Source organism: Billgrantia sp. NRB1 (assembly GCF_056921725.1).
In genome coordinates, this window is sequence record NZ_CM167783.1 from 4,066,549 (window position 1) to 4,091,985 (window position 25,437).

Genomic DNA, 25,437 nt, shown 5'->3' on the forward strand with positions numbered 1-25,437 from the left:
GACCGCATCACCCAGCCCCCTGCGACTATCCGCCGAAACAGCTGCCCACCAGGTCGACCAGATTGGCCAGCGCCGGGGAGTCGTTGCCCGACCGCCAGGCCATCCACAGCGGCATGTCGCAGGCGTCGAGCTCCGCCAGGCGCAGGAAGCGAATGCCCGGCATGGGGTGGTGGCCGCTGGCGGCGGGGACGATGGCCACCCCCAGCCCGGCGGCCACCATGCTGAGGATGGTGATGTTGTCGGCGCCATACTGCACCACGCGGGGCTCGAAGTTCAGGTGCGCCAGGTGCGCTACGACCCGGTCGTAGTAGACCGGCGAGATGCTGCGGTGTCCCCAGACGAACTCCGCCTGGGCAAGGTCAGCCAGGCGGCGGGGCGGCGATCTCGCCCACGGCGATGACGCCGGCACCGCCAGCATCAGGTGGTCATGCTGCAGCAGACGCGTCTCCAGCCCCGGCTGCTCACCGCTGTCCAGGTAGAGGATGCCGGCATCCAGGGTATCCTCGCGCAGACGCTCGAGCTGGGGGCCGGAGAGCAGCGGAAAGACCTCGAAGCCGACCTGGGGATAGCAGGCCCGATAGCGGCCCAGCAGGTCTGCCACCTCCGGCACCCACAGATGGGCCACGGTAATGCCCAGGCTGAGCTTGCCGGTCAGGCCGCTGCCCAGCGCCGAGAGCCGCGCCCGGATCCGGGTGCGGGCATCGAGCAGCGGCACCGCTTCCTCGAAGAGGGCCTTGCCGGCGACCGTCAGGCGCACGCCGCGAGCATGCCGATCCAGCAGCCGGGTGCCCAGGTCCTCCTCCAGCAGCCGAATCTGCCGAGTCAGCGCCGGCTGGGCGACATGCACCCGGCGGCTAGCGGCGGAGATCGAACCGGTCTCCACCACCGCGACGAAATAGCTGAGCTGGCGAAACTCCATGCAGGCGCCCCCTTGGGAGATGCGGGTTCCCTCCGGACACTAGCCATACCATGTCAGCATGGCAACCATCCAAAACCTATATTTTTGCTATCTTTTGCGCTGTTCCATAGTGAGGAGACAACCCATAACAAGTCTCGCCCTGTGCGAGCTGGACTCTCCCCATGACCAAGACCTACCACCTGCTGACGGGGCTGCACTTCGCGCTGTGCACCCTGGCCATGATCTGGCCCGGCGCCCTGATCGCCAACCGTATCGAGCCCACCGTGCTGGGCCTCCCTTTCCTGTTCTTCTGGTACATCCTGTGGATGCTGGTGCTGTTCGCCGGCATGTGGGTGGCCTACGTGATCCGTCACGGAGGTGGCCGCCATGACTGATTCGCTGATCGTCGTCGGTATTACCCTCACCTACCTCCTCGGCGTGCTCTGGGTGGGTCTGCGCGCTCGCGGCCAGCAGAGTTCGAGCCTCGAGGGCTACGTGGCCGGCGGACGCCACGTGGGCGTGGTGATCCTGTTCTTCATCCTCGGCGCCGAGATCTTCTCGGCCTTCGCCTTCTTGGGTGCACCCGGCTGGAGCTACCAGCACGGCGCGCCGGCCTTCTACATCCTCGCCTACCTGTCGCTGGTGCCGATCACCATCTGGGCCATGGGCCCACGGGTCGCCGAGCTGGGCCGCCAGAAGGGCTACCTGACCCAGGGCGACATGATCGCCGACCACTACCAGAGCAAGCCGCTGGGAATCCTGGCCGGGGTGATCGGGGTGCTGGCCCTGGTGCCCTACCTGACCATCCAGATCGCCGGGGCGGGGCTGCTGTTCCAGGCGGCCACCGACGGCCTGATCCCCTTCTGGCTGGGCGCCCTGCTGGCCTTCGTGGTGGTGGCCGCCTACGTCTTCTGCAGCGGCCTGAACGGCATCGGCTGGACCAACCTGATCCAGGGCATCATGATGATCGCCATCGCCTGGTTCCTGGGCCTGTCGATCTCCGAGCGCCTCTACGGCGGGGTCGGCGAGATGTTCAGCCAGATCCAGCTGACCATGCCCGAATACCTGACCCTGCCCGGGGCCACCGGCATGAACTGGGGCTACTTCAGCACCGCGGTACTGGTCAGCGCCTTCGGCGGCGCCATGTGGCCGCACCTGTTCATGAAGTTCTACTCCGCCGACAGCGGCAAGACGCTGCGCAAGGTCAGCGTCTTCTACCCGCTCTACGCCTACCTGCTGGTGCCGCTGCTGTTCATCGGCTTCGCCGGTATCCTGGTGTTTGCCGATGACCCGCTGGCGCGCGCCGATACCGTGCTGCTGCGCATGGTCATGGACGTGGCCAACTTCTCGCCCTGGGTGGTCGGCCTGATGCTCTCCGGGGCGCTGGCGGCGGCCATGTCCACCGGCGCCAACCTGGCCCATACCGCCGCCATCGTGCTGGTGCGCGACGTGGCCGGCCCCACCCTGATGAAGGGGGCCAGCGAGAAGGCCGTGGTCAGCGCCACCCGCTGGAGCGTGCTCGGTCTGTCGCTGATCGCCTACCTCTTCGCCCTGGCCAATCCCGCCTCGCTGGTGCTGCTGCTGCTCGGCGCCTACGGCCTGATCGTCCAGCTCTTCCCGATGGTGCTCGGCGCACTCTTCCTGCCGCAGCTGCGTCGCGCCAGCGTCATGGCCGGCGCCCTGGTGGGCAGCCTCGCCTACCTGCTGATGGAGTTCGTCTGGAGCTCGCCGCTGGGCTGGCACGCCGGCATCTGGGCCATGCTGCTCAACGTCGGCGTGGTGGCGGCCTGGCAGTGGCTCGGCAAGCCCGCCCTGGCGGCTCCGACCCCGCAACGCACCCAATAAGCGCCATGGAGACCATGATGACAACCCCATCCCCGACGCTGGACCTCAAGGGCGCCATCGGCGCCCAGGTAGACGCGACCCTCGAGGAGATCCAGGCGCTCTACCGCCAGCTGCACCAGACTCCCGAGCTGCCCTTCCAGGAACACAGGACCAGCGCACGACTCGCCAAGGCCCTGGAGGGGCACGGCTATGAGGTGACCCGCGGCGTCGGCGGCACCGGCGTGGTGGCCCTGCTGCGCAACGGCGAGGGCCCCACGGTGATGCTGCGCGGCGACATGGACGCCCTGCCGATCGAGGAGGCGACCGGCCTCGACTTCGCCAGCCGCGAGACCGCCATCGCCGAGGATGGCCACGAGGTGCCGCTGATGCACGCCTGCGGCCATGATCTGCACAGCAGCTGCGTGGTGGGCGCCGCCGCGGCGATGGTCGCACTGAGGGAGAACTGGCAAGGCACCCTGATGCTGGTCTGCCAGCCCGCCGAGGAGATCTTCGGCGGGGCCAGGGCGATGCTCGAGGACGGCCTCTATGAGCGCTTCGCCCGCCCCGACGTGATCCTCGGTCAGCACAATATGCCGGCCCTGGCCGGCAGCGTCGGGCATATCGCCGGCGGCGCCATGGCCGCCTGCACCAACCTGGCGGTGACCATCCACGGCGCCGGGGGCCACGGCTCCATGCCCGCCCAGGCGGTGGACCCGGTGGTGATCGCCGCCCACGTGGTGACCCGCCTGCAGAGCATCGTCGCCCGGGAGGTGCCGCCGGAGGAGACCGTGGTGGTCACGGTCGGCAAGCTTGCCGCCGGCACCCAGGCCAACATCATCCCCCACTCGGCGGAGCTGGAGATCAACGTGCGCAGCTTCGACAACGCCCTGCACCGCCAGGTGGTGGAGAGCATCGAGCGCATCGTGCGCGCCGAATGCGAGGCGGGACGCTCGCCCAGGCCCCCCGAGTTCCGGGTGCTCAACGAGACCATCGCCCTGCACAACGACCCCGTGGCGGTGGCGCAGGTGCGCCGCGCCCACGCCGAGCACTTCGGCGAGGCGAGCCTCTATGCAATGCCGCGGCTCAACGGCAGCGAGGACTTTCCCTACTTCGGCAACGCTGAGGCGGGGGGCTTCGGCGGCAAGGACATCCCCTGCGTGTACTGGTTCATCGGCGCCACGCCGGCCGAACGCTGGGCCGATACGCCCGGCCAGGGGGTTGCCGAGAAGATGCGCCAGCTGGAGATGCCGCATTCGCCCTACTATTTCCCCGGCAACGACGTGACCCTGCGCACCGGCATCGAGGCCATGGCGGCAGGAGCGCTGGCCTACCTGGCCCGCTGATCCACGCTCTCCAAACCATTATGGCAGCAAGGCGGGCGCCTTCTGGCGCCCGCCTTGCGGTTTGTTGCCGGATGCCGCGGCCAGCCCGCAACCGGAGTCAGCCGGGGCTCAGCGTCATTTTCCCCGATAGTAGCCCGGCGTGACGAAGGGCATCTTGCTGACCACCATCGGCAGGCGCTTGCCGCGGACCTCGGCATACACCCGAGTGCCGATCTCGGCGTGGGCGACCGGCACATAGCCCATGGCGACCGGCTTGCCGAGCGTCGGCCCGAAGCCGCCGGAGGTGACCATGCCGATCAGATGGCCCGCCTCATCGTAGAGCTCGGCACCCTCCCGCACCGGGGCACGGCCTTCGCCCAGCAGGCCGACCCGCTTGCGGCTGTGATCCTTGACCTCCACCTGGTGCAGGATCAGGTCGGCGCCGGGGAAGCGGCCGGGACGCGGGCCGGCGTGCCGGCGCGGCTTGCCGATGGCCCAGATCAGGCCGCCCTCGACGGGGGTGGTGCCGGTATTCAGGTCATGGCCATAGAGACAGAGCCCGGCCTCCAGGCGCAGCGAGTCGCGCGCCCCCAGGCCGATCGGCGCCACTTCCGGCTCCGCCAGCAGGCGCCGTGCCAGCGCCTCGGCTTGGTCGGCGGCGACCGACATCTCGAAGCCATCCTCGCCGGTATAGCCGCTGCGGCTGATCCACACCTCGGCGCCGTCGAGGTGGAACCGACCGTGCTGCATGAAGACCAGCTCGCAGGCCGCGGGGCAGAGCCGTGCCATCACCTCGGCGGCCTTGGGCCCCTGCAGGGCCAGCAGCCCACGGTCCAGCACCTCGATCTCGTGACCCTCGGCAAGATGCGCGCGCAGGTGGGCGATGTCCTGCGCCTGGCAGGCGGCATTGACCACCAGATAGAGGCAGTCGCCGGCGTTGACCACCATCAGGTCATCGAGAATCCCGCCATCCTCGTTGGTGAACAGGGCATAGCGCTGCATGCCCTCCGGCAGGCCGACGATGTCGGCCGGCACCAGGCGCTCCAGCGCCTCGGCCGGCGCGGGCCCGCGCAGCAGCAGCTGGCCCATGTGCGACACATCGAACAGACCGCAGGCCGCACGGGTGTGCTCGTGCTCCTGCTTGACGCCCGCCGGGTACTGGACGGGCATCTCGTAACCGGCGAAGGGCACCATCTTGGCGCCCTGGGCGACATGAAGGTCAAACAGCGGGGTGCGTTTCAGTTGGCTCATCGAGGCGGCCTCTGCTTGCGGATGTCGGGGGACGGGCCAGTGGTTGGCCAAGCGGCGGCGTCAAGACGCCGGGCCGGACCCGGAGCCCCAGACTAGCCCATGTTTCCTATAAGAAACAACAGAAACGCATCGGAAATCCCCTTCCCCGCTTCCAGGCCGCCACACGGTACCATTCCGATATAGAGAGGGCATGGCCAGGGACAATGCCACCGAAAACGGGAAATGGATTTCTTATCGGAAACACGGCGGCACGAAACGCTAGCCGATCACGAAGGCCTCGATCAGGATCTTCATGGCAATCACGAACAGCAGCGCCATGATCGCCCTGTCGAACCAGCGCCGCGACAGCCGGCGCCCCAGACGCGCGCCCAGAGGCATGGCCGCCGCGATCACCCCCAGCGCCAGGAGGCTGACCGCCGCCAGGGGCCAGGTGAGCAGGCCAGCCGTCAGCATCGCCGGAATCTGCACCACGGTGATCGCAGCGAAGAAGGTCGAGATCGAGCCGATATAGACCCGGCGGTCGAGCTGCATGGCGTTGAGAAAGGAGACCGACACCGGCGCCGACATGCCTGCGGCCCCCTGCAGCAGCCCCCCAAGCCCGCCCAGGGGCAGCACCAGGCGCCGGGCGATGGCGTAGGGCAGCGCGCGAGCGCCGTTGAGCCAGCGCATCGCCAGATAGAGCAGGATGCAGCCCGCCACCACCACCGACAGGGTCTCCTTGTCGACCACCACCAGCGCCCAGGTGCCCACGGCCACCCCCAGGCCACCGCTGAGCGAGAAGGCCAGCAGAAAGTCGCGGGGCAGCAAGTGGCGGCGATAGTGCCACACCTGCCAGGCGTTACTGATGAGATTGGGCGCCAGCAGCACGGCAATCGCCACCTGGACGTCGTAGAGCATGGTCAGGACGGGCACGACGATCACCGGCACGCCCGACCCGATCGCGCCCTTGATGATTCCCGCCAGCGCCAGGGTCACGAGGGCGATCAGCATGGTGCCATCCGTATCGAAAAAGGGTCGCAGGAGTATACACCCTGAAGGCCCGAGGACTTGGGACGCACCTGGCTCCGCCACATCGGCCCACGAAATCAAAGAGATCCCCTTGATCGCTGGGCAGCAATCAGAGCGAGATACCGTGTATCGTGCCACTGGCTGGTTGCGGAGGGCGTCGGGGTTCGCTCCAATACCAACCTTGCCCTCAATCCTGGAGGAATCAGCTTGCCAGATGTCCATCTCGCAGATACTGCCCTAGCGCTCTACCACACCCTGGATACTACCCACTGGCAGCGAAGTTTCGATGCACGTTCACTGTCGCGTGGGCTGGCCTATGCACGCCAGGGCAAGGTGTGCGAAGGCTCCCGCCTAGAGCGCCAGGGAGAACTGCTGGTGCTGCGGGCCCAGGTGAATGGCAGCGGGCGCAGCCGCTACCTCACGAGCGTTGCCGTGGATCCCTACAGCCCGGACATGGGGGTTGTCAGCGACTGCAGCTGCCCGGTGGGGCGCCAGTGCAAGCATGCAGCGGCGGTGATCCGCAGTTTTCTCGACGACATGGAGGCCAAAGGCATGGCGGCCCAGGACGATACGGCCTCGCTCAAGCAACGTTGGGAATCATGGCTGGCCGAGCTCGAGGCGCCATCCGGGGCCAGCATGGCGGCCGAACAACTGGAAGAGGATTACCGCCTGGCGTTGTTCCTCGATATTGATCCGAACCCCCGCTCGCCGACGCTCAAGGTGTCACCAGTGTGGATGCGGCCCAGCAAGCAGCGCAGTCGCGGCAACGGCTGGGTCAAGCCTCGACCCATTATGGTGAGGCGCGGCGGCAGTCTCTTGCCTAAGCCGCCGCAAGGGCTGGCACCCGATCAGGAAGAAGCCCTGGAGCTGCTGATGCTCGGCGAGCAGCGCCGTCAGCTCGCCGGGGGGTACGAGCAATATTGGAGCCTGGTTACCCACACCTTTCAGGCGCGAGCGCTCTGGTCGCTGCTGGAGAGTGATTCACCGCCGCTACTCTTCCACCCCAAGCAGACGGGTGCCATGCTCGATCCGGGCCCGGCCTGTCGTCTGACACTCGCCTGGGAGCCGGATACCGATGGCCATCAGCACCTGCGGGCGGATGCTGAGCCGGCTGGGGTGATCTCCCATGAGGCCGCTATCGTGCGCGCCGGCACCGAGCTTTGCTATCTCGACAGCAAAAATGGTCGCTTTGGGCGCCTGGAGGGAGACGCCGACCTTCTGATGCGCCTGCGACGAGCGCCGTCGCTGCCCCCGGAGATGAGCGACTGGCTCACCGAACGCATGCATCAGGCGCCGGCCCTTGCCAAGCGGCTGCCAGCTCCCCAAGCGGTAGAGGCACGCACTCTGGAAGGGCTGATCCCGCAACTCAAGATCACCATGCGGATAGGTTCCGGGCAACTGGGCTACCGCGACGGCGCCATGGTGCCTCGCTGGGTCGAGGTGGGCGCGGCAGTGGTAGGCTTCGACTACGATGGCATCGAGGTGCCACCGGAAGAGGGCAAGAGCGCTCAGGTCTTCCGGGACGGGCAGCGCCTCACCGTGATGCGCGACTCCGAGGCGGAAATAGCACTGGTGCGGTCATTACCGTCCGGTGTGGTGCCCTTGGAGTATTTGCAGCAGATCGAGGCAGTACCCGCCCATCTCGATCTTCCTGAATGGTCGCTGCTGCTGCCCCTCGAGGGCACACTACCGACCACTGCCGCCGAGTGGGCGACCCACCTGGCCGGCCCCGATGGCTGGTGGGAGATGATCGCTCGGCTTCGCGAGGCCGGTTGCCTGGTCGAGTTCGATGATGAGTTCCCCGAGGAGCCGATCTACGTAGAGCCGGATGACTGGTACGGCGAGCTGGAGCCGGCCGGCAACGGCTGGTTCGACCTGGCGCTGGATATCGAGGTGGAAGGCGAGCGGCTCAACCTGCTGCCGATCCTGCGCCGCCTGTTCAAGGATCCCCGGTTCCCGCTAGAACCCACCGACGATGAGGCAGAAAACGCCACCTGGACGCTGACCCTGCCCGAAAACCGCCGCCTGGTGATGCCGCTTGCACGGCTGCGATCCCTGATGGCACCCATCCTCGACTGGCTCAATGACGAGAGCGACTCGGAGGCAGCCGTGCGCCTGCCGCTGACCGCAGCCGAGAAGGTGGCACCACTAGCCGAGCACGAGCGCTGGGCGGGGCGTGAGGATGTGACTGACCTGGCTCGGCGCCTACGCACACTGCCTGCCAGCCTGCCGTCGCCCCCCGGGTTTACCGGCGAGTTGCGCGACTATCAGGCCCGCGGCATCGCCTGGATGCGCTTTCTCTCGGAGCTGGGCACTGGCGGTATCCTGGCCGACGACATGGGCCTTGGCAAGACAGTACAGGTGCTGGCACATCTGCTCGATGAGCGTGCCCGCGGGGTGCTGGACCGACCGACCCTGGTGGTAGCCCCCACCAGCCTGGTAGGCAACTGGTGCAGCGAAGCAGCTCGCTTCGCCCCCGAACTCGAGGTGGTGGCCCTGCAAGGCGGCAAGGCCCAGCGCGAGCGTCAATTCGAGAAAATGCTGCCCACTGCCGACCTGGCGGTGACCACCTATGCGCTGCTGATCCGCGACCTGGAGCGTCTACGCGAGCACGACTTCGGCTTGCTGGTGCTCGATGAGGCCCAGGCGATCAAGAACGCTGCCAGCCAGACCGCCCGCGCAGTGCGCGAGCTCAAGATCGGGCGCGCCATCGCCATGACTGGCACGCCCTTGGAGAACCACTTGGGTGAGCTGTGGGCCCAACTCGACGCCGTGGCCCCGGGGGCGCTGGGTAGCCAGCAGTGGTTCGGCCAGCGCTTTCGTACCCCCATCGAGAAGGAGGGCGACCTTGCGCTGCGCCAGCGCCTTTCCCGGCGCATCGCCCCGCTGATGCTTCGCCGCACCAAGCAGCAGGTGCTGACGGAACTGCCAGAGAAGACCGAAGTCAGCCGTGAGGTCACCCTGAGCGGCGCCCAGCGCGAGCTCTATGAGAGCCTGCGCCTGGCCCAGCACCAGCGGGTCCAGCAGGCGGTGGCCGAGCGCGGCCTGGCCGGCTCCGGCATCGTCATGCTCGATGCGCTGCTCAAGCTACGTCAGGTGTGCTGCGACCCACGGCTGGTCAAGCTGGAGAGTGTGCGCAAGGTGAAACGATCCGCCAAGCTGGAACAGCTTAGCGAGCTGGTGCCGCCCCTGGTGGAGGAGGGGCGGCGTATCCTGATCTTCTCCCAGTTCACCGAAATGCTAGGGCTGATCGGTCAGACTCTGGAGAAAGACGGCATCCCCTTCACGACCCTGACCGGCGACACACCGGGCAAGACCCGCACCCAGCGGGTCACACTATTCCAGCAGGGCGAGATTCCGGTGTTCCTGATCAGCCTCAAGGCCGGCGGCACGGGGCTCAACCTCACCGCCGCGGATACCGTGATCCACTACGACCCTTGGTGGAACCCGGCGGTAGAGGCCCAAGCGACCGGCCGCGCCCACCGCATGGGCCAGCAGAACCCGGTATTCGTCTACAAACTGGTGTGTGCAGGTACCGTGGAGGAGCGCATCCTGAGCCTGCAGGCACGCAAGGCGGACCTTGCGTCATCGATTCTCGAAGGCGGAGCCGAGCACAAGACCGAAGGTCCTCTGTTCGATGAGGATGACCTCGCTCTGCTCTTCGCGCCGGTAGCTTAGGGGTGCGCACCTGGCGGCCGATCAGCAGCCAGTCCCGATTGAGGATCGCGACATCCTGCATGATCTGCTCTTCCAGCAGCCCCTCGTCGGCAAGCCCTGCGGGGCGCAGCTTGCGCGGTGGCTCGCCAGCGCTGTCCGCCAGCTTTCAGATGCCCTGTTCGATGGCCATAAACGTTTCCTTATGCTTAGGGGCTATATATCTCTTTTTGCGGTAGCCCTCGGCGCTCTCTATAATGTGCCCCAACACGGCCCCGATCGGTGGATCCGCTCTGCGGTGAAGCTGCTGAGGGGTTTTTTAATGGCCGCTCGTTGGCTGCTCTGGCCATTCCCACTGCTCCCACCCTTCGATGACGCCCATGCCATGCAGATCGAGCCCGACATGGGCGAGGTCGGGAAACGCTTGCAGCAAGTGTTTGAGACGTTGCCACCAGCTTGAGCTGGGGTTGATGGTGGACAGCAGATGCTGGATCACGCACAGCAGGACGAAGACGCGCGCCAGCACGTGCTCATTTCCAGGCTGCCAGGCGCTCTCGAAGAGAGGCACGTCCCCACTGCCCGGTTTTCTGGGCTGATCCACCATGTTGCGGTTCCACAGCCGGCTATGGTGGGCGCAGACGTTGCGGAGGTAGTTGAGGCTGCGCAGCCAGGAGGCGAGCACTCGACCATCACGGATGCCGTAGCGGGCGGAAATCCGATCCTGGTCGTCCTGACGCATCCCGTCGTAGAGCGTGGAAAGCGTGCCGAAGTCCCACACTTCGCAGGCGATCCAGATGGGGAGAGGCAGCCCGTACTTCTCCTTGTTATGACGAATAAACTCTTCCTTGGAGCGGTTGATCATCAGTGCCTGCTTCTTCAGCCAGGCCTGGTGGTCGGTAATGCCGGTCTTTTGATTGACCTCTTCGGCGAAGGCTTCGAAGAGCTGGTCAGGCTCCAGGTAGGAGAAAGGGCCGTACTCCCCGAGGGTATGGGAGATATCGACCCGGAATGCCACCTCGATTCTCTCCAGGGCGTCCATCACCAGCAGTCGCAGCTGCTTGTCGAAGACATAGAGCGCGACGGCATCTCTGAAGGTGGCGCCAGGCGTGAAGTCATCCAGCGCGATACGTTCGACGCGGCCATTCCTGGCCTTCTTTCCCGCTCTCCGGCGGGGCCAGACACAGCAGAGCTCACTGCGCTGGCGAAAGGGAAACCAGTAGCCGCTCAGCCGGTAGTAGCCGATGCGCTGCAGGTAGTCGAGGGCCTTCTCATCGTCGCTGACGGTCAGCCCACGCGCCTTGAGGGTTTCCAGCTGGTCGCGGTAGCTGAGCCATGGTTTGTTGTATCGCACGCTTGGCCTCCCTGCTGTGGTCGACATCTCCTACGACACCGCCTGCTCCACCACCGCCTCGGCCAAGTGAGTACGGGTCTCGCCGGCCTCGCCGAGGCGGGCCTTGAGCTGGTCGCATAGGGCCATCAGTTCGTCGACCTTGTCGACGATACGCTGCTGCTCTTCTAGCGGAGGAACTGGAACGATGCAGCTTCTTAGCTAGAAGTCAAAAAGGGGCCCACGACGGTGTCGTAGGCCCCTTTTGGGATTCGTGGCGCGCCCGGCAGGATTTGAACCTGCGACCCTCGGCTTCGGAGGCCGATACTCTATCCAACTGAGCTACGGGCGCATGCCCCACGCTTGGCGTGAAGCGGCAATATCGTAACTGGCCAGGGCCCGGCTGTCCAGCCTGGCACTCGGCGAGCCCCGCCGCGGGCGGTTGCGGCACTCATGAGCCGCGGCCGAAGATCCGGTAGGCGTCGGGCACCTCGGCGTCGGTTTCCGCCTGGCCCATCGTCCGCTCCAGCCTGGCCACCAGGGTGGCGGCACTGGCGGATACCCGGGCCTCCAGGGCCTCGCCGACCTCCTCCCGGGCCCGCGCGACCTCGTCCAGCAGCTCCGCCTCCATGGCCGGGCGATAGCGCGTCTCCTCGGCCTTGAGCAGCGCGTACTCGGTGCCGGCGAAGCTGGCCAGCGAGACCGCCACCGCGGCCGTGCCCGCCACCAGGGCTCCGGGCCCCGTGGGTGCGGCCGCCGCCCCGGCGGTGGCACCGGTGACCAGGGAGCGTGAGGCCTGGCTACCCAGGCGAGCGGCGACCCGCCCCAGGGCGACCCTGGCGCTCTGGGCGGCGGCCCCGGCGGCGAACCGCTGGGCCAGGGCGCGACCCGCCACCAGGCCCAGCGCCCCGCCGGTACCTGCCGTGCTCCAGCGCAGCCGATCCAGGCTATCGTGCAGGGCCTCGTCGAAAACCAGCCCCAGGTCGATGACAGGGCCGGGCTCGGCGGTGGACGCGGTGGCCTGTCGTCCGACATAGCGGGCATGCAGGCGCTGCTCCAGCGCCGCGACCTGCTCCCGCTGGGCCTGCGCCAGCCGTGTTGCGAAGTCGGCCTGGAGCGCGACCAGCGACGCCTCGATCCCGCTCTGCTCGACAAGGTGGCGGTGCAGCCGGGCCTCGAGCCAGTCGTCGAGATCGCCGGCGATCGCCATGCCCAGCCGCAGGTAGCTGCCGCGCAGCGAGAAGTACCAGTCGAAGTAGGCGGGCACGGCCTCCTCCAGGGGGGCGAAGGCCGCCGTCAGCCGCGGCGCCAGCCAGGGCGCCAGCTCCTGCTGCAGGCTGGCATCGAACTCGGCGGCGAAGCCGGCCAGGTCGCGGTTGAAGGCCGCGTGGGCATCGGCATCCAGGATCAGGGATTCACCGCCCACCACCACCCGAAACAGCGGCGCCTCGCTCTCCGAGGGCAGCAGCCGACGCCCCTGATCGAGGGCCAGCAACAGCAGGCCGACCATCAGCAGCGACAGCCCCCAGCGGCGCCAGCCGGCGAAGCGCCAGCGCCCCGTGCCGGCGGTGGTGCCCGGCGTGGCCCCCTTGACGATCGATGGCATGGCAACCCCTCCGTTCCGCGTGGCGCGCCTCCCCCGCTATGGCGGCGGCCGGCCGGTCGCCGGCCCCGCCCCGGCGGCAAGCCGGTCGGCGCCCACCAGCAGGCGCACATAGGCCCAGGCGAAGGCGCTCTGGGTCAACAGCAGCAGCACCCAGCCCAGCAGCACCAGCCCCTCGCCCAGCGCCGGGTGCTCCGCGGCGTTCTGCATGGCCCAGTACTGGGTCAGGGTCACGGCCTCGGCAAGCCGCTCGCCGAGTGCCAGCAGGCTGTCACCACCGCTCGGCACGTGACGAATCAGCGCCTGCTCCCAGCCCAGCCCGACCAGGTAGGGCTGCGGACGCCACAGCGCCTGGCCGACCAGCGCCAGGGTCACCAGGCTCGCCGTCGGCCACACCACCAGCCGGCGCGTCACCGCCGGCAGGTAAGCGGCGATGACATGGCGCCCCAGGCGGCGGCACAGCAGGTGTCGTAGCGCCACCATCCCCAACGCACCGGCCAGCAGCGGCGCCCAATAGACCGGTGGCAGCAGGCGGAGTTTCACCACCAGCAGCAGCGCCAGCCCGGCCCCCAGCAGCTGATGGCGGATCAGCATCAGCAGCCCGCCGCGCAGCCAGCCATGCCAGGGAGAGTCGTCGCGCAGATACTGGCCGAGCCAGGCCCGGCGCCTCAGCCGCGCCGCCTCGAGGCTGCCGGTGGCGATCAGCAGGGCCGCAACTCCCCAGACCGGCAGGAACAGCAGGCCGGCCGCGTCCTGGCCCAGCAGCGACCAGGCCAGCAGCGCGCATACCGCAAGCCCCAGGTGGCCATGCCGACGCACGCCGCCCCACCGGCTGCCTGGAAGAAGCCGAGGCATGGCCGGCCTCAGCCGCCTGCCGGGCGCGGCGAATCACCGGCCCCGTCATCACCGGGCCGTCGATCATCTGCGCCAGCGCAACGCCGAGACAGGGCAGCGGCGTGACAGGGTCGGGCATCGGGGAGGGGGAAATCGTTCACGCCAGTCGCCTCGTCGTTGCGTCATGCCGGGGTTATGTCCGACTCACGATACCCCGCCGCCGACAGCACCTGCCAGCGGGCGCGCCAACGGCCGCCCGGGTGTGCCACAATATCGCTTCGATGCCAAAGGCGTAGGCAGCGGCGTTTTCCAGCGGTTTGGGTTGTCGGTATACTGGGGCGCACTGTGCGCATCATGGCATCCCTCGGCTGTCGCGATGCCGACGATGACGTCGCCACGAACAGAATTCGATTACAGGACCGTCAAGAGGTGGTGAGAGTGAAATCCAGCAAGCTGATCATGGGGTGCCTGGCCACCCTGGGCCTGACGACGGGCGCCTCGTCCGCGCTGGCCGATGTGGACCGCGATGCCATTGCCGAGCGCCTGAAGCCGGCCGGCCAACTGTGCCTGCAGGGCGAAGACTGCGGCACCGCCGCCGCTCCGGCCAATGGCAATGACGTCGCCGACGCCAACGGCATCGACGGCGGCGAGATCTACAACCGGGTGTGCATGGCCTGCCACGAGACCGGCGCCGCCGGTGCCCCGGTGCGCGGCAACGAGGGGCAATGGGCCGACCGCCTCGACAAGGGTTGGGACGAGCTGCTGGCCAACTCCATCAACGGGATCGGCGCCATGCCGGCCCGCGGCGGCAATCCCAACCTCTCCGACGAGGAAGTCGCCGCCTCCACCGCCTACCTGCTCGAGCCGGTGATGGACGTGCCGGATGTCGCCGAGGACGAGGCCCCGGCGGAGGAAGCCCCTGCCGAGGAGGCGCCCGCGGCTGACGAAGAGGCGGTGACCGAAGAGGGCGCGCTGGAAGAGGAAGCCGAAGCCGCCGCCGTGGCAGCCGATGAAGCGGTCGAGGACGAAGCCGTGGAAGCGGCCGCGACCGAAGAGGCCGCCGTGGACGATGACGAGCCGGCATGGGCCGGTATCGACGGCGAGGCCATCTACAACCAAGCGTGCATGGCCTGTCACATGACCGGTGCCGCCGGCGCCCCGATTCGTGGCAACGACGACCACTGGGCCGAGCGCATGGAGAAGGGCATGGAGACCCTCTACGAGAACTCCATCACCGGCATCGGCGCCATGCCGCCCAAGGGCGGCCACGCCAACCTCTCCGATGACGAGGTGCGTGCCGCCACCGACTATCTGGTCGAGCCGACTCGCTAAATCGAGAGTCGCAGCAAGACGAACGGGGCGCCTAAGGGCGCCCCGTTTTGCATGGGTCGCAACGGCCTTGCGTTTGAGCCTTCACAGGGCCCTGCGCTGCATGGAGCGCCCTCAGCCCAATAAAGAGCCCTCAGCCTAACAGCGAGCGCAGCCCGGCGATGGCATCCTGGCCGCGGGCCTGCTTCTTCTCGGGGTCCTCGCGGTCCGGCCGCCCCTCCCACTCCAGGTCGTCGCCCGGCAGCTCGTCGAGAAAACGGCTCGGCGCGCAGTCCATCAGCTCACCGAAGGCCTTGCGCTGGCGGGCCAGAGTCAGGGTCAGGGTGCGCCGCGCGCGGGTGATGCCCACATAGGCCAGGCGGCGCTCCTCCTCCACGGTGCCGACCTCGATGGCGTTGCGGTGGGGCAACAGCTCCTCTTCCAGGCCCATCAGGTAGACATGGGGAAACTCCAGCCCCTTGGAGGCATGCATGGTCAACAGCTGCACCTTGTCGGTGTCGTCCTCCTCGGCCTGCTGCTCGAGGATGTCGCGTAATACCAGCCGGGAGATCGCCGCTTCCACGTCGTCGGTCTCGCCCGCCTCGGCGGCCGCATCGTCCTCGGGCTCACGGTTCATGGACTTCTCCAGCTGATCGATCAGGGTCCAGACGTTGGCCATGCGCCGCTCGGCGATGGTCGGCGCGCTGGCGTTCTGGTAGAGCCAGGCCTCGTAGTCCATCTCGCGCAGCATGTCGCGAATGGCGGCGATGGCGTCACCGCCGTCCATGCGCCGCCGCACTCCGTCGATAAAGTGGGTAAAGCGGCCCAGCCGCTCCACGGCCCGGGTCGGCAGCTGCTCGGCCAGGCCCAGCTCGTGGCAGGCGGCGAACAGCGAGATGCCGCGACCGGTGGTCTGGCCGTTGGCATAGTTGGCGAGCTTCTCCAGGGTACCGGGGCCGATCTCCCGGCGCGGCACGTTGACGATGCGCAAGAAGGCGTTGTCGTCGGCGGGATTGATCAGCAGGCGCAGGTAGGCCATGGCGTCCTTGATCTCGTTGCGCGAGAAGAAGGAAGTGCCGCCGGAGAGCTTGTAGGGGATCTGGTAGTGCTGGAGTTTCAGCTCCAGCAGCCGGGCCTGGAAGTTGCCGCGGTAAAGTACCGCGAAGTCGCGCCACTCGGCCCGCTCCTTGATCCGCCGCGTCAGGATCTCGCTGGCCACCCGTTCGGCCTCGGCCTCCTCATGGCGGTTGACTACCACGCGGATCGGCGCCCCCTGGCCCATCTCCGACCACAGGGTCTTCTCGTAGACGTGGGGGTTGTTGGCAATCAAGGTATTGGCAGCGCGCAGGATGGTGCCGGTGGAGCGGTAGTTCTGCTCCAGCTTGATGACCCTGAGCCGCGGAAAATCCTCGCCCAGGGTGACCAGGTTCTCGGGACGCGCGCCGCGCCAGGCGTAGATCGACTGGTCGTCGTCGCCCACCACGGTGAAGGTGGCACGCTCGCCCATCAGCAGCTTGACCAGCAGGTACTGGGAGACGTTGGTGTCCTGATACTCGTCCACCAGCATGTAGTGGATCTTGCGACGCCAGCGCATCAGCGCCTCCGGGTCGTCGCGCAGCAGCACCACCGGCAGCAGGATCAGGTCGTCGAAGTCCACCGCATTGTAGGCCTTGAGGTGGCGCACATAGGCCTCGTAGACCCGGGCGGCATAGTGCTCGTCATCGCTGCCGGCGTGAGACAGTGCCTGGCCCGGCAGCACCAGATCGTTCTTCCACGCCGAGATCTGCTGCTGGACGGCGTTGATCTGCTCGGCGTCGACCTGGGCGTCCTTGTTCATCAGGTCGCGCAGCAGCGCCTTGGCGTCCTCGGGGTCGAACAGCGAGAAGCCGGGCTTGTAACCGAGCGCCTTGAGCTCGCCGCGGATGATATTGAGCCCCAGGGTGTGGAAGGTGGAGACGGTCAGCCCGTGGCCCTGCTTGCCCTTGAGCATCTCCCCCACCCGCTCCTTCATCTCCCGCGCCGCCTTGTTGGTAAAGGTCACCGCGGCGATGCGCCGGGCGCTCATCCCGCACTCCTGCACCAGGTAGGCGATCTTGGTGGTGATCACGCTGGTCTTTCCCGACCCCGCGCCGGCCAGCACCAGGCAGGGGCCGTCGATATAGCGCACCGCCTCCTGCTGGCGGGGGTTGAGCCGGGCGATGCGGCTGGCAATGGTCGGGGTCATCGGGGCTTCCTCGGCAGATCCACCTGTGCGGCGCCGGCATAGCCCAGCTGCCGCCAGGCCTCGAAGACGATCACCGCACAGGCATTGGAAAGATTGAGACTGCGGCTCTCGGCCAGCATGGGGATGCGCAGGCGCTGTCCTTCGGGCAGGGCATCGAGCAGCGCCTGGGGCAGCCCGCGGGTCTCGGGACCGAACAGCAGCACGTCGCCCTCGCGATAGGCCGGCTCATGATACCCGGTGCGCCCGCGGGTGGACACGGCGAAGACGCGCCCGGGCTTCACCGCCTCGAGGAAGGCCGGCCAGTCGCGGTGCACGCGCAGCGCCGACCACTCGTGGTAGTCGAGCCCGGCGCGGCGCAGCCGCTTGTCGTCCAGCACGAAGCCCAGCGGCTCGATCAGGTGCAGGCGAAAGCCGGTATTGGCACACAGCCGGATCAGGTTGCCGGTGTTGGGGGGAATCTCGGGCTGGTAGAGAACGACATCAAGCATGGCGGTTCCGATAGAAGGCCCGGTGAAACGCAGGCGGGCCCCGTGACGGGGCCCGCGATCCTCGGCGACAGGTGACGCCGAAGCGGCTCAGAAACGCAGGCGCACGCCGACCTGAGCGCCGCGATCCAGGGTGCGGGTGCCGCGGTCGCGATCGAAGTCGGCGCCCAGCTGGCGCAGACCGACATAGCCGTCGACGTTGGGGGCGAAAGCGTAGCGGGCACGCACGCCGACCTCGTAGCCGTCGTCCAGGTCGCGGCTGGCGGCCACGCCAGGGGTGTAGAAACCGTAGCCGCCCAGCGAGACCTCCGGCATCTGCGGCAGGTAGACATAGCCGTAGCCGCCCAGGCCCAGGCCGCCGCCCTTGCCATAGTCGGTGTCATACTGGGTCCAGCGCGCGCCGATGCCGATGTCGCGCTCGCGGCTGTGCTGCACGCCCATCAGTTGGGCATGAAAAACGGTGGCATCGCGCCGATATTCGCTGTGTAGCACCCCGCCGCCCAGGGTGATGCCCTGGGTCACTTCGCCCTGGGCCTCGAACTGCACCGCGTGGGGCCCCAGGTTGAGCTCCAGGCTGCCGACGGCCTGGGCGGCGCCGGCGCTGAGCAGTGCCACGCCGGCCAGGGTCACCGTGCCAAGGGATCGTGTCAAAACGTTCATCAAAGGCTCCTTATGATACGCAGGGACTGCGCCATTCTCCTTGCCCGCTCCGTTAGCCCGCCGCGACCCCGTAGCGGTCGCGGTAGGCGCGAATGGCCGGGGCGTGCCCGGCCAGCCGCTCGTCGCCGGCCTCTTCGAGGTAGGCGAGCACCATGTCCAGGGTGACGATGCTGACCACCGGCATGCCATAGCGGGACTCCACTTCCTGGATGGCACTCTGGCCATTCGCGTCCGCTTCGCCCGCGCCCCGCTCCTGACGATCCAGGGCGATCACCACCCCGGCCGCCTCGGCACCGGCGGCATCGATCAGCGTCATCACCTCGCGAATGGCGGTGCCGGCGGTGATCACGTCGTCGATGATCAGGATGCGTCCCGCCAGCTCGGCGCCGACGATATTGCCGCCCTCGCCGTGGTCCTTGGCCTCCTTGCGGTTGAAGGCAAAAGGCAGGTCGCGATGGTGATGATCGGCGAGCGCCACGGCCGCGGTGGAGGCCAGGGGAATGCCCTTGTAGGCCGGGCCGAACAGCACGTCGACCTCCAGGCCGCTGTCGACGATGGCGCTGGCATAGAAGCGGCCCAGCCGAGCCAGAGCGCCGCCGGTGCGGAACAGGCCGGCGTTGAAGAAGTAGGGGCTCACACGCCCTGACTTGAGGGTGAACTCGCCGAAGCTCAGCACGCCCTGCTCGATGGCAAATTCGATGAACTCTCGCTGGTAGGCTTGCATACTGACCGCCACGGCGTTTCCCCTCGCTTTTGCTACCCCTGATACCGCCAGTGCAATGGCCCTATCACGTTTATCGAAACGGGCCATTTACCCAAACGTCGAAACGTCGGGTATCATACACGCGCGACGTTAAAGGGACCATGTATGAAAATCGCTACCATCAATGTCAATGGAATCCGCGAGGCTGTCGGCCGCGGCTTTCTCGACTGGCTGGCCAACCAGGACGCCGACGTGGTCTGCGTCCAGAACCTCAAGGCCAAGAGCTTCGAGCTCGACGACAGCATCCTCTATCCGGAGGGCTACGAGGGCTACTTCCTCGACGCCGAGCAGGACGGCTTCTCCGGGGTGGGGCTCTACTGCCGCAAGATCCCCAAGGCCATCATGTACGGCCTGGGCTTTCCCCAGTGCGACCATGAGGCGCGCTTCCTTCAGGCCGACTACGACCGCTTCAGCATCGTCAGCTTCCTGATGCCCGACGGCAGCGACTACGCCGCCAAGCAGACCTTCATGGCGCAGTATCAGGAATACCTGACCAAGATGGCCCGCAAGCGGCGCGAGTACATCATCTGCGGCACCTGGCACATCGCCCACAAGACCATCGACCTGGCCAACTGGGCCGATAACCAGACCACACCCGGCTTCAAGCCCGAGGAGCGCGCCTGGATGGATCAGGTGTTCGGCCCTACCGGCTTTATCGATACCTTCCGCGAGATCAACCGCGACGCCGGCGAGTACACCTGGTGGCCCGAACTGGATCAGGACGTGCCGCGGTCGCGCCAGGACGGCTGGCGCATCGACTACCAGATCGTCGGCCCCAACTTCCGCCGCCACGTGGTCGACGCCTGGATCGACTACGACGCCACCTTCTCGGAGTTCGCGCCGCTGATCGTCGAGTATGACCTGACGCTCTGAGCCCGCTCCCTTCGTCGCCGCTCCGGCCCCGGCCGGAAGGCATTGCGCCGGCCTTGATAGGCCGGCGCAATGCGTTTCTGTTTAGCGGCGAATGCCCAGCGCTTCGCGCTGATGGTCGAACAGCTCGGCCCCGGCCTTTTCCGCCAGGTCGAGCATGGCGTCGAGCTCGCCGCGCGAGAAGGTGCCCGCCTCGGCGGTGCCCTGCACCTCGATCAGCCCGCCCGGCTCGGCCATCACCACGTTCATGTCGGTGTGGGCACCGCTGTCCTCGGGGTAGTCCAGATCGACCACCGGCACGCCCTTCAAGATGCCCACCGACACCGAGCTGATCAGCTGCACGAAGGGGTCGCCCTTGATCAGCTTCTCGCGCTGCAGGTAGCGGATGGCGTCGATCAGCGCCACGCAGCCACCGGTGATGGCGGCGGTGCGGGTGCCCCCGTCGGCCTGGATGACATCGCAGTCCACGGTGATGGTGAATTCGCCCAGCTTCTTGAGATTCACCGCCGCACGCAGCGAGCGGCCGATCAGCCGCTGGATCTCTAGGGTGCGCCCGCCCTGCTTGCCGCGGCTCGCCTCGCGGCCGCCACGGGTGTGGGTGGCGCGGGGCAGCATGCCGTACTCGGCGGTGACCCAGCCCTGCTTCTTGCCGCGCAGCCAGCGCGGCACCCCGGCTTCCACGCTGGCATTGCACAGCACCCGGGTGTCGCCGAACTCCACCAGCACCGAGCCCTCGGCATGGCGGGTGTAGTCGCGGGTCAGGCGGATCTCGCGGGGCTGGTCGGGCCGGCGGCCGCTGGGGCGCTTGAGGTCGGAAGCCATGTATCCTCTCTGTGTCGTGAAAATCGATGTCGCCAGCTGCCGGGCCGAACGCGCAGGCCACTCCAGCCGCCGGCATGGCGATGGCGGCCATTCTACACGGCGCAGCGGCCGAATCGGTTACACTGCGCCCCAGACCCTCCAAAGAGCCGCCATTCGACACGCAAGGGGAGCCGCCATGGCTGAGCAGAGCACCCGAGTACACAGCATGACCGCCTTCGCCCGCCAGACCCGCGAGGCCGAGTGGGGCAGCCTGCAGCTGGAGCTGCGCTCGGTGAACCAGCGCTATCTCGAGCCGCACTTTCGCCTGCCCGAGACGCTGCGCGACCTGGAGCCGGCCTTCCGCGAGATGCTGCGCTCGCGCCTCGCCCGCGGCAAGGTGGAGTGCAGCCTGCGCTTCGAGCCGGCCAGCGGCGGCGAGACGCTCACGATCAACCGCGAACGCCTCACCGCCCTGGCCACCGCCCTGGGCGAAATCCGCCAGACCCTTCCCCAGGCGCCGCTGCCCGACGCCCTGACGCTGCTCGACCACCCCGGCGTGCTGGAGGGGGAGGCCCTCGACCTGGACGCCGTCAAGGCCGAGGCCGTCGCTCTCTTCCGGGCCACCCTGGGCGAGCTGATCGACGCCCGGGCGCGGGAGGGCGACAAGCTCGCCGCGCTGATCCGCGACCGCCTGGCCGGCATTCGCGAGCAGGTCGCCGAGGTGCGCCGGCTAATGCCGCTGATCCTGGAGCGCCAGCGCAGTCAGCTGCTCGAGCGCCTGGAAACGGTCAGGGCCGAGCTAGACCCCCAGCGCCTGGAGGCCGAGCTGGTGCTGCTGGCCCAGAAGGCCGACGTCGACGAGGAGCTCGACCGGCTGGAGACCCACGTCGCCGAGGTCGAGCGCCAGCTGGGCCAGAAAGGCCCCATGGGCCGGCGCCTGGACTTCTTGATGCAGGAGCTCAACCGCGAGGCCAACACCCTCTCCTCGAAGTCGGTGGTGGCCAACACCACCCGCTGCGCGGTGGAGCTCAAGGTGCTGATCGAGCAGATGCGCGAGCAGATCCAGAATATCGAGTGAAGCGGTTTTACACCGCTGTCAGCAGATGCCGGATAGCGGTTTCAAACGGTAGGCCGGCAATGGCTTGCAGCTCTTCCTCGAGAAACTCGAGGAAGAGCGCCTCGTCGAGCTCGAACCACTCCTGCAGCTCCTCGGCCCGGCTCAGATACCCCTGGAGCGCCGAGCGCCGCATCTGGCGCAGCGCCCCGCGCTCATGGTCGAGATTGAACACTCGCAGCGTCTCCTCGGCCCGATGGCGCCGGTCGGCTGTCAGATCGTGGTGTAGCGCTATCCCTCCATCGGAGAGAAAACGCAGGTAGTCGTCAGGATCGTCGACATCGGGCTTGAGAATGTCGCCTGCCCGGTACTCGCTGCGGTCCTTTCGCTTCCCGCAGCTGCCAGACTTGTTGCAGGAGCCAAACAGGTTGTCCCACTGGAAGGTGCCCTCCGGGAAGCGCGACCGCTGCCGAAAGTGCTCGATATGGCGACGCCCTGGGTGGAGCAGATCCTCACAGTAGGCGCACCGCTGACCCTGCATGGCGTCCAGCTGCACCCAGATCTCTCGCTTCTCCGCCGAGCTGATGCGCTGCCAATCCTTCGCGCCACGCTGATACTCGGCAAGGCATCCCGGGGCCTCCGGTCGCTCCAGCTTATGCATCCGATGACGACTCCCTGCCCTTGATCCTCCGCTTCATCGCCTGGAACCGACGCAGCCGCTCACACTCCAGCATCTCGGGATGCTGCTCCCCGAAATGCGCTATAAGCCGTTCGCGAAGGGTGCGAGCATCCGGGGACTGGTCGTCACCGAGCTCAATGGCTCTCCGGTAGTCATGGAGCATGCGAGCCTCCACCACCTCGGGCACGGGGTCGATACCCATGATGCGCGACAGCGTCTCGGCGCTGGCCACGCCCAGCGTCTGGTAGTCCGGCTCGATGGAGGTCAGTGACCAGACATGGGCGTTCTCATCCCACTGTGTCTCCAACAAGCGGATGCACTCCCTGGGGACCGTGGTCAGCACCTGCGGACTGTGTGTGGTGACGATGAACTGGATCTCGGGAAAGGTCGCCTGCAGGCTCTGCACCACTCGCTGCTGCCAGGCTGGATGCAGGTGCAGGTCGATCTCATCGATCATCACCACGCCGGGGGTCCGGCTGGCTGCCTCGGCACCTAGGTGGGGATTTAGCTTGGCACACCGCCAGGCCATGTCGGCTACCATCGAGACCATGGTACGAACACCGTCACTGAGCAGGCTGACCGGCAGAACGCCCTGGCCTTCTTGCTGCATGGCCAGCTCTTCATGGGTCAGACTGTAGTGAATATCCGACCAGCCCTCGGGCTCGAGCACCTTGTCGACAGCTCGCAGCACCGCATTGAGCTGCCCCACCAGGCGCCCGGTCCCATTTTCCTTGCGCTCCTGCTGCTGGAGGACAGCCATCGTGGCCTTACCCATCCACTCCTGAAGCTGCAGGTAGTTGGAGGCCGATGTCAGGCAGTCTTCATAGCCTAGCGTGCGGCTCTCGCTGAGCACCGCCTTGCGCTTGAGATTCTTGTGGGTCTTCCACAGGCGCCCCGTGCCGTAGTAGCTCACTAGTGGCAGCGTGACAGGCTGAAGGCCCCGTACCTGCAGCATCAGGGCCTTGCCGTACTGGACCAGCGGCGCGGCGTCCTTGACGGTGGTGCGATTCTTCGGCCCCGTCAGCTCACGCGCAACGGAAACCTCACCCTCTTCAAGGTCAGACAGCACCGCGGCAATTCGCACCGGGTACTGCTGCTCCTGCTCGGCCTCCTCGCCTTCTCGCTGGTAGCGGGCATCGGAGCGCTCGATGTGGCGCCCCTTGCCCATGTCGAAAGTCCCCACGAAAGAGCCCAGTAGAATGGCCAGCGCATCGAGCAGGGTGGTCTTGCCCTGGCCGTTGCGAGCGACCAGCACCGTCAGGCGCTCATCCAGCGTGGTGTCGAAATGCACAAGATGCCGGAAGTTGGTGAGGGTCATCCGTTTGAACTTCATGCTCCGGCTCCAGGTGGCATGGGGCTTTTCCACATTCTGCCTTGTTGTGGGCAGCCAGTCATCCGGACTGCACCTCCCTCATGACTCGCAATTTCTGGGCAGTTTATCGACCTGATTCGCCGGAACAACTTGATGGTCCGGCACCCGAAGATTGCGGCGAAACGGCTAAGAAACAGGGAATGAGCCAGTAAAGAATCACCTATCAAACCTTTTCCGCCTCTATGACCGAAAGCGTTGGTACCGGCAAATTCCAACGATTTATAAACCTATATCACTCCTGTGAGCTGAGCCCTCCCCGGGCTTGAACTACTCGAGGTCTGGCGGCAGCAAGCCGGCATGGACTGGCACATCGAATCCTCCCCGGTGCGCTTCATCGCCGATGGTGCCGGGCATCTGGGCAGCATCCACTCCTTCCCGGAGCAGAAGGTGCTCTACCGCTCGGATACCCGGGCACCGCTGTCGGTGGTCTCCCAGCGCTACAAGGTGGTCCAGCCGGAGGAGGTGCTGGAGTTCTACCGCGACTTGACCGAGTACGCCGGCTATGAGCTGGAGACCGCGGGGGTGCTCAAGGGCGGCCGCAAGTTCTGGGCGCTGGGCCGTAGCGGCCTGGGCACGGCGTTGAAGGGCCAGGACCAGGTCAACGCCTACCTGTTGCTGGCGACCTCCTGTGACGGGTCCCTTGCCACGGTGGCCACACCGACCTCGGTACGGGTGGTCTGCAACAACACCCTGACCATCGCGGTGGATGGCATGAGCCAGGGCAGGGGGTGAAGGTGCCCCACAGCACCGAGTTCAACCCGCAGCGGGTCAAGCAGCAGCTGGGCATCTCGGTCGTGCAGTGGGACGACTTCATGTACCACATGAAGACCCTGGCCGAGCGCAAGGTCAGCCAGGCGGAAGTGAAGGCTTACTTCCAGTCGGTGATCTGCAACGCCGAGGAACCGCTGGACGATCCCTCCAAGCTGCCCAACGTGAGGGCCCTCAACCGCGTCCAGAAGCTCTACCACGGCGAGGGGCGGGGCTCACGGCTGTGCACGGCCCAGGGCACCGCCTGGGGCCTGCTCAACGCCATCACCGAGCACGTCGACCATGAGAAGCGTGCCCGCAGCAACGACTACCGCATGGACTCGGCCTGGTTCGGTCAGGGCGCCAGTCTCAAGGACAAGGCACTCGAGTCCGCCATGGCGCTAGTGGCCTGACGGCTGGCCGATGTGAGCGCCCACTCTCGCGTCATTTCCTTCAACTCAATGATGCCTTTCACCTATCCCTACCTACGCCATAACGGCATAGCGCCCGGCCCCTCCAAGGCCGGGCGTTTCTGTGTCTCGAGGACCCCATGCAACCCCGTATCTCGTTCGACACCTGCCAGGCGCTGACCCGGCTGGCCCGCCAGCTGCTTGGCGCCGGTGAGACGCAAGCCCAGACCCACGTGCTGGCCCATGGCCGGGTATTCCGCGTGGTCGTGTCGCTGGAGCCGGTCCCCGCCGATCAGCTCCAGGACGTCATCAACCAGTACCGCTGAATCACCAAGGAGCATCC

The 25,437-nt window shown here is 67.0% G+C and carries 24 protein-coding genes and 1 tRNA gene; 10 read left to right on the top strand and 15 right to left on the bottom strand.

Annotated elements, in window-relative coordinates:
- Positions 1-25 precede the first annotated feature (25 nt).
- On the bottom strand, positions 26-919 hold the full coding sequence (locus tag ACZIYR_RS18635) for a LysR family transcriptional regulator (protein WP_473031835.1): 894 nt from the start codon (positions 917-919) through the stop codon (positions 26-28).
- Positions 920-1,080: 161 nt separating this feature from the next.
- On the opposite strand from ACZIYR_RS18635, the gene ACZIYR_RS18640 reads away from it, so the two are divergent.
- From ACZIYR_RS18640 to ACZIYR_RS18650, 3 genes are read left to right on the top strand one after another with little or no spacing between them, the layout of a single operon-like run.
- Complete coding sequence (locus tag ACZIYR_RS18640; RefSeq protein ID WP_473031836.1) at positions 1,081-1,293, top strand: hypothetical protein; 213 nt, start codon at positions 1,081-1,083, stop codon at positions 1,291-1,293.
- Entirely contained in the window at positions 1,286-2,743 is a 1,458-nt protein-coding gene (locus tag ACZIYR_RS18645) for a sodium:solute symporter family protein (RefSeq protein ID WP_483527686.1), read from the top strand. Before ACZIYR_RS18640 ends, ACZIYR_RS18645 begins: the two co-directional genes overlap by 8 nt.
- A 17-nt stretch (positions 2,744-2,760) precedes the next feature.
- Positions 2,761-4,065 carry an amidohydrolase gene (locus ACZIYR_RS18650; RefSeq protein WP_473031838.1) on the top strand — a complete coding sequence of 435 codons (1,305 nt, stop codon included), beginning with the start codon at positions 2,761-2,763 and terminating at the stop codon, positions 4,063-4,065.
- Positions 4,066-4,179: 114 nt separating this feature from the next.
- On the opposite strand, the gene gcvT is transcribed toward ACZIYR_RS18650, so the two are convergent.
- Together gcvT and ACZIYR_RS18660 are read right to left on the bottom strand one after the other, a co-directional pair.
- On the bottom strand, positions 4,180-5,295 hold the full coding sequence (gene gcvT / locus ACZIYR_RS18655; RefSeq protein ID WP_473031839.1) for a glycine cleavage system aminomethyltransferase GcvT: 1,116 nt from the start codon (positions 5,293-5,295) through the stop codon (positions 4,180-4,182).
- 258 nt (positions 5,296-5,553) lie between these two features.
- Positions 5,554-6,285: a sulfite exporter TauE/SafE family protein gene (locus ACZIYR_RS18660; protein ID WP_473031840.1), complete on the bottom strand. Its 732-nt coding sequence runs from the start codon at positions 6,283-6,285 to the stop codon at positions 5,554-5,556.
- A gap of 225 nt (positions 6,286-6,510) precedes the next feature.
- Between ACZIYR_RS18660 and ACZIYR_RS18665 the strand changes: the two genes are divergently transcribed.
- Positions 6,511-9,981, top strand: coding sequence for a DEAD/DEAH box helicase (locus tag ACZIYR_RS18665; RefSeq protein WP_483527687.1), 3,471 nt, complete (start codon positions 6,511-6,513; stop codon positions 9,979-9,981).
- Between the two features lie 295 nt (positions 9,982-10,276).
- On the opposite strand, the gene ACZIYR_RS18670 is transcribed toward ACZIYR_RS18665, so the two are convergent.
- The 5 genes from ACZIYR_RS18670 to ACZIYR_RS18690 form a co-directional block, all read right to left on the bottom strand.
- Complete coding sequence (locus ACZIYR_RS18670; RefSeq protein ID WP_483527688.1) at positions 10,277-11,308, bottom strand: Abi family protein; 1,032 nt, start codon at positions 11,306-11,308, stop codon at positions 10,277-10,279.
- Between the two features lie 30 nt (positions 11,309-11,338).
- Positions 11,339-11,494, bottom strand: a complete 156-nt coding sequence (locus ACZIYR_RS18675) for a restriction endonuclease subunit S domain-containing protein (RefSeq protein ID WP_473034946.1) — start codon at positions 11,492-11,494, stop codon at positions 11,339-11,341.
- Between the two features lie 65 nt (positions 11,495-11,559).
- A tRNA-Arg gene (locus tag ACZIYR_RS18680) sits at positions 11,560-11,636 on the bottom strand.
- A gap of 99 nt (positions 11,637-11,735) precedes the next feature.
- Positions 11,736-12,890: a hypothetical protein gene (locus ACZIYR_RS18685; protein WP_483527689.1), complete on the bottom strand. Its 1,155-nt coding sequence runs from the start codon at positions 12,888-12,890 to the stop codon at positions 11,736-11,738.
- A gap of 36 nt (positions 12,891-12,926) precedes the next feature.
- Positions 12,927-13,742 (bottom strand): hypothetical protein, encoded by an 816-nt coding sequence (locus ACZIYR_RS18690; protein WP_483527690.1) that lies wholly within the window; start codon positions 13,740-13,742, stop codon positions 12,927-12,929.
- A gap of 417 nt (positions 13,743-14,159) precedes the next feature.
- Between ACZIYR_RS18690 and ACZIYR_RS18695 the strand changes: the two genes are divergently transcribed.
- Positions 14,160-15,053 (top strand): c-type cytochrome, encoded by an 894-nt coding sequence (locus ACZIYR_RS18695; RefSeq protein WP_473031846.1) that lies wholly within the window; start codon positions 14,160-14,162, stop codon positions 15,051-15,053.
- A gap of 130 nt (positions 15,054-15,183) precedes the next feature.
- Here ACZIYR_RS18695 and rep read toward each other — a convergent pair whose 3' ends face one another.
- The 4 genes from rep to pyrE all read right to left on the bottom strand — a co-directional run bounded on the left by rep (position 15,184) and on the right by pyrE (position 19,122).
- Positions 15,184-17,253, bottom strand: coding sequence for a DNA helicase Rep (rep, locus tag ACZIYR_RS18700; protein ID WP_483527691.1), 2,070 nt, complete (start codon positions 17,251-17,253; stop codon positions 15,184-15,186).
- Positions 17,250-17,741: a tRNA (uridine(34)/cytosine(34)/5-carboxymethylaminomethyluridine(34)-2'-O)-methyltransferase TrmL gene (gene trmL, locus ACZIYR_RS18705; protein ID WP_483527692.1), complete on the bottom strand. Its 492-nt coding sequence runs from the start codon at positions 17,739-17,741 to the stop codon at positions 17,250-17,252. Before trmL ends, rep begins: the two co-directional genes overlap by 4 nt.
- Positions 17,742-17,828: 87 nt before the next feature.
- Entirely contained in the window at positions 17,829-18,398 is a 570-nt protein-coding gene (locus tag ACZIYR_RS18710) for a YfaZ family outer membrane protein (RefSeq protein ID WP_473031847.1), read from the bottom strand.
- A gap of 52 nt (positions 18,399-18,450) precedes the next feature.
- The gene (pyrE, locus tag ACZIYR_RS18715) at positions 18,451-19,122 is read right to left on the bottom strand and encodes an orotate phosphoribosyltransferase (protein WP_483527693.1); all 672 of its coding nucleotides are present in this window, start codon (positions 19,120-19,122) and stop codon (positions 18,451-18,453) included.
- Positions 19,123-19,266: 144 nt separating this feature from the next.
- Between pyrE and ACZIYR_RS18720 the strand changes: the two genes are divergently transcribed.
- The gene (locus tag ACZIYR_RS18720; RefSeq protein WP_483527694.1) at positions 19,267-20,034 is read left to right on the top strand and encodes an exodeoxyribonuclease III; all 768 of its coding nucleotides are present in this window, start codon (positions 19,267-19,269) and stop codon (positions 20,032-20,034) included.
- A gap of 81 nt (positions 20,035-20,115) precedes the next feature.
- Here the strand turns inward: ACZIYR_RS18720 and rph are convergent, their stop codons facing one another.
- Positions 20,116-20,853: a ribonuclease PH gene (gene rph / locus ACZIYR_RS18725; protein WP_483527695.1), complete on the bottom strand. Its 738-nt coding sequence runs from the start codon at positions 20,851-20,853 to the stop codon at positions 20,116-20,118.
- 175 nt (positions 20,854-21,028) lie between these two features.
- Here rph and ACZIYR_RS18730 point away from each other — a divergent pair, with 175 nt between their 5' ends.
- On the top strand, positions 21,029-21,910 hold the full coding sequence (locus tag ACZIYR_RS18730; protein ID WP_483527696.1) for a YicC/YloC family endoribonuclease: 882 nt from the start codon (positions 21,029-21,031) through the stop codon (positions 21,908-21,910).
- A gap of 7 nt (positions 21,911-21,917) precedes the next feature.
- Here ACZIYR_RS18730 and ptuB read toward each other — a convergent pair whose 3' ends face one another.
- The gene (ptuB, locus tag ACZIYR_RS18735; protein ID WP_483527697.1) at positions 21,918-22,547 is read right to left on the bottom strand and encodes a retron Ec78 anti-phage system effector HNH endonuclease PtuB; all 630 of its coding nucleotides are present in this window, start codon (positions 22,545-22,547) and stop codon (positions 21,918-21,920) included.
- Positions 22,540-23,898 (bottom strand): AAA family ATPase, encoded by a 1,359-nt coding sequence (locus ACZIYR_RS18740; protein ID WP_483527698.1) that lies wholly within the window; start codon positions 23,896-23,898, stop codon positions 22,540-22,542. Before ACZIYR_RS18740 ends, ptuB begins: the two co-directional genes overlap by 8 nt.
- Before the next feature lie 336 nt (positions 23,899-24,234).
- Here ACZIYR_RS18740 and ACZIYR_RS18745 point away from each other — a divergent pair, with 336 nt between their 5' ends.
- The 3 genes from ACZIYR_RS18745 to ACZIYR_RS18755 all read left to right on the top strand — a co-directional run bounded on the left by ACZIYR_RS18745 (position 24,235) and on the right by ACZIYR_RS18755 (position 25,420).
- Positions 24,235-24,669: a DUF932 domain-containing protein gene (locus ACZIYR_RS18745; RefSeq protein ID WP_483527699.1), complete on the top strand. Its 435-nt coding sequence runs from the start codon at positions 24,235-24,237 to the stop codon at positions 24,667-24,669.
- Between the two features lie 2 nt (positions 24,670-24,671).
- A complete protein-coding gene (locus tag ACZIYR_RS18750; RefSeq protein WP_483527700.1) occupies positions 24,672-25,097 on the top strand; it encodes a DUF932 domain-containing protein in 426 nt (141 codons plus the stop codon).
- Between the two features lie 137 nt (positions 25,098-25,234).
- On the top strand, positions 25,235-25,420 hold the full coding sequence (locus ACZIYR_RS18755; protein WP_483527701.1) for a hypothetical protein: 186 nt from the start codon (positions 25,235-25,237) through the stop codon (positions 25,418-25,420).
- Positions 25,421-25,437: the final 17 nt, after the last annotated feature.

Bases quoted from the DNA above. Each gene is read 5' to 3' on its own strand.
- ACZIYR_RS18685 (WP_483527689.1), bottom strand. From the start codon at position 12,890: ATGCCATCGATCGTCAAGGGGGCCACGCCGGGCACCACCGCCGGCACG.
- ACZIYR_RS18650 (WP_473031838.1), top strand. From the start codon at position 2,761: ATGACAACCCCATCCCCGACGCTGGACCTCAAGGGCGCCATCGGCGCC.
- gcvT (WP_473031839.1), bottom strand. From the start codon at position 5,295: ATGAGCCAACTGAAACGCACCCCGCTGTTTGACCTTCATGTCGCCCAG.
- trmL (WP_483527692.1), bottom strand. From the start codon at position 17,741: ATGCTTGATGTCGTTCTCTACCAGCCCGAGATTCCCCCCAACACCGGC.
- ACZIYR_RS18730 (WP_483527696.1), top strand. From the start codon at position 21,029: ATGGCTGAGCAGAGCACCCGAGTACACAGCATGACCGCCTTCGCCCGC.
- rep (WP_483527691.1), bottom strand. From the start codon at position 17,253: ATGACCCCGACCATTGCCAGCCGCATCGCCCGGCTCAACCCCCGCCAG.
- ACZIYR_RS18745 (WP_483527699.1), top strand. From the start codon at position 24,235: ATGGACTGGCACATCGAATCCTCCCCGGTGCGCTTCATCGCCGATGGT.
- pyrE (WP_483527693.1), bottom strand. From the start codon at position 19,122: ATGCAAGCCTACCAGCGAGAGTTCATCGAATTTGCCATCGAGCAGGGC.
- ACZIYR_RS18740 (WP_483527698.1), bottom strand. From the start codon at position 23,898: ATGAAGTTCAAACGGATGACCCTCACCAACTTCCGGCATCTTGTGCAT.
- ACZIYR_RS18690 (WP_483527690.1), bottom strand. From the start codon at position 13,742: ATGCCTCGGCTTCTTCCAGGCAGCCGGTGGGGCGGCGTGCGTCGGCAT.
- ACZIYR_RS18720 (WP_483527694.1), top strand. From the start codon at position 19,267: ATGAAAATCGCTACCATCAATGTCAATGGAATCCGCGAGGCTGTCGGC.
- ACZIYR_RS18710 (WP_473031847.1), bottom strand. From the start codon at position 18,398: ATGAACGTTTTGACACGATCCCTTGGCACGGTGACCCTGGCCGGCGTG.
- ACZIYR_RS18660 (WP_473031840.1), bottom strand. From the start codon at position 6,285: ATGCTGATCGCCCTCGTGACCCTGGCGCTGGCGGGAATCATCAAGGGC.
- rph (WP_483527695.1), bottom strand. From the start codon at position 20,853: ATGGCTTCCGACCTCAAGCGCCCCAGCGGCCGCCGGCCCGACCAGCCC.
- ACZIYR_RS18640 (WP_473031836.1), top strand. From the start codon at position 1,081: ATGACCAAGACCTACCACCTGCTGACGGGGCTGCACTTCGCGCTGTGC.
- ACZIYR_RS18635 (WP_473031835.1), bottom strand. From the start codon at position 919: ATGGAGTTTCGCCAGCTCAGCTATTTCGTCGCGGTGGTGGAGACCGGT.
- ACZIYR_RS18755 (WP_483527701.1), top strand. From the start codon at position 25,235: ATGCAACCCCGTATCTCGTTCGACACCTGCCAGGCGCTGACCCGGCTG.
- ACZIYR_RS18645 (WP_483527686.1), top strand. From the start codon at position 1,286: ATGACTGATTCGCTGATCGTCGTCGGTATTACCCTCACCTACCTCCTC.
- ptuB (WP_483527697.1), bottom strand. From the start codon at position 22,547: ATGCATAAGCTGGAGCGACCGGAGGCCCCGGGATGCCTTGCCGAGTAT.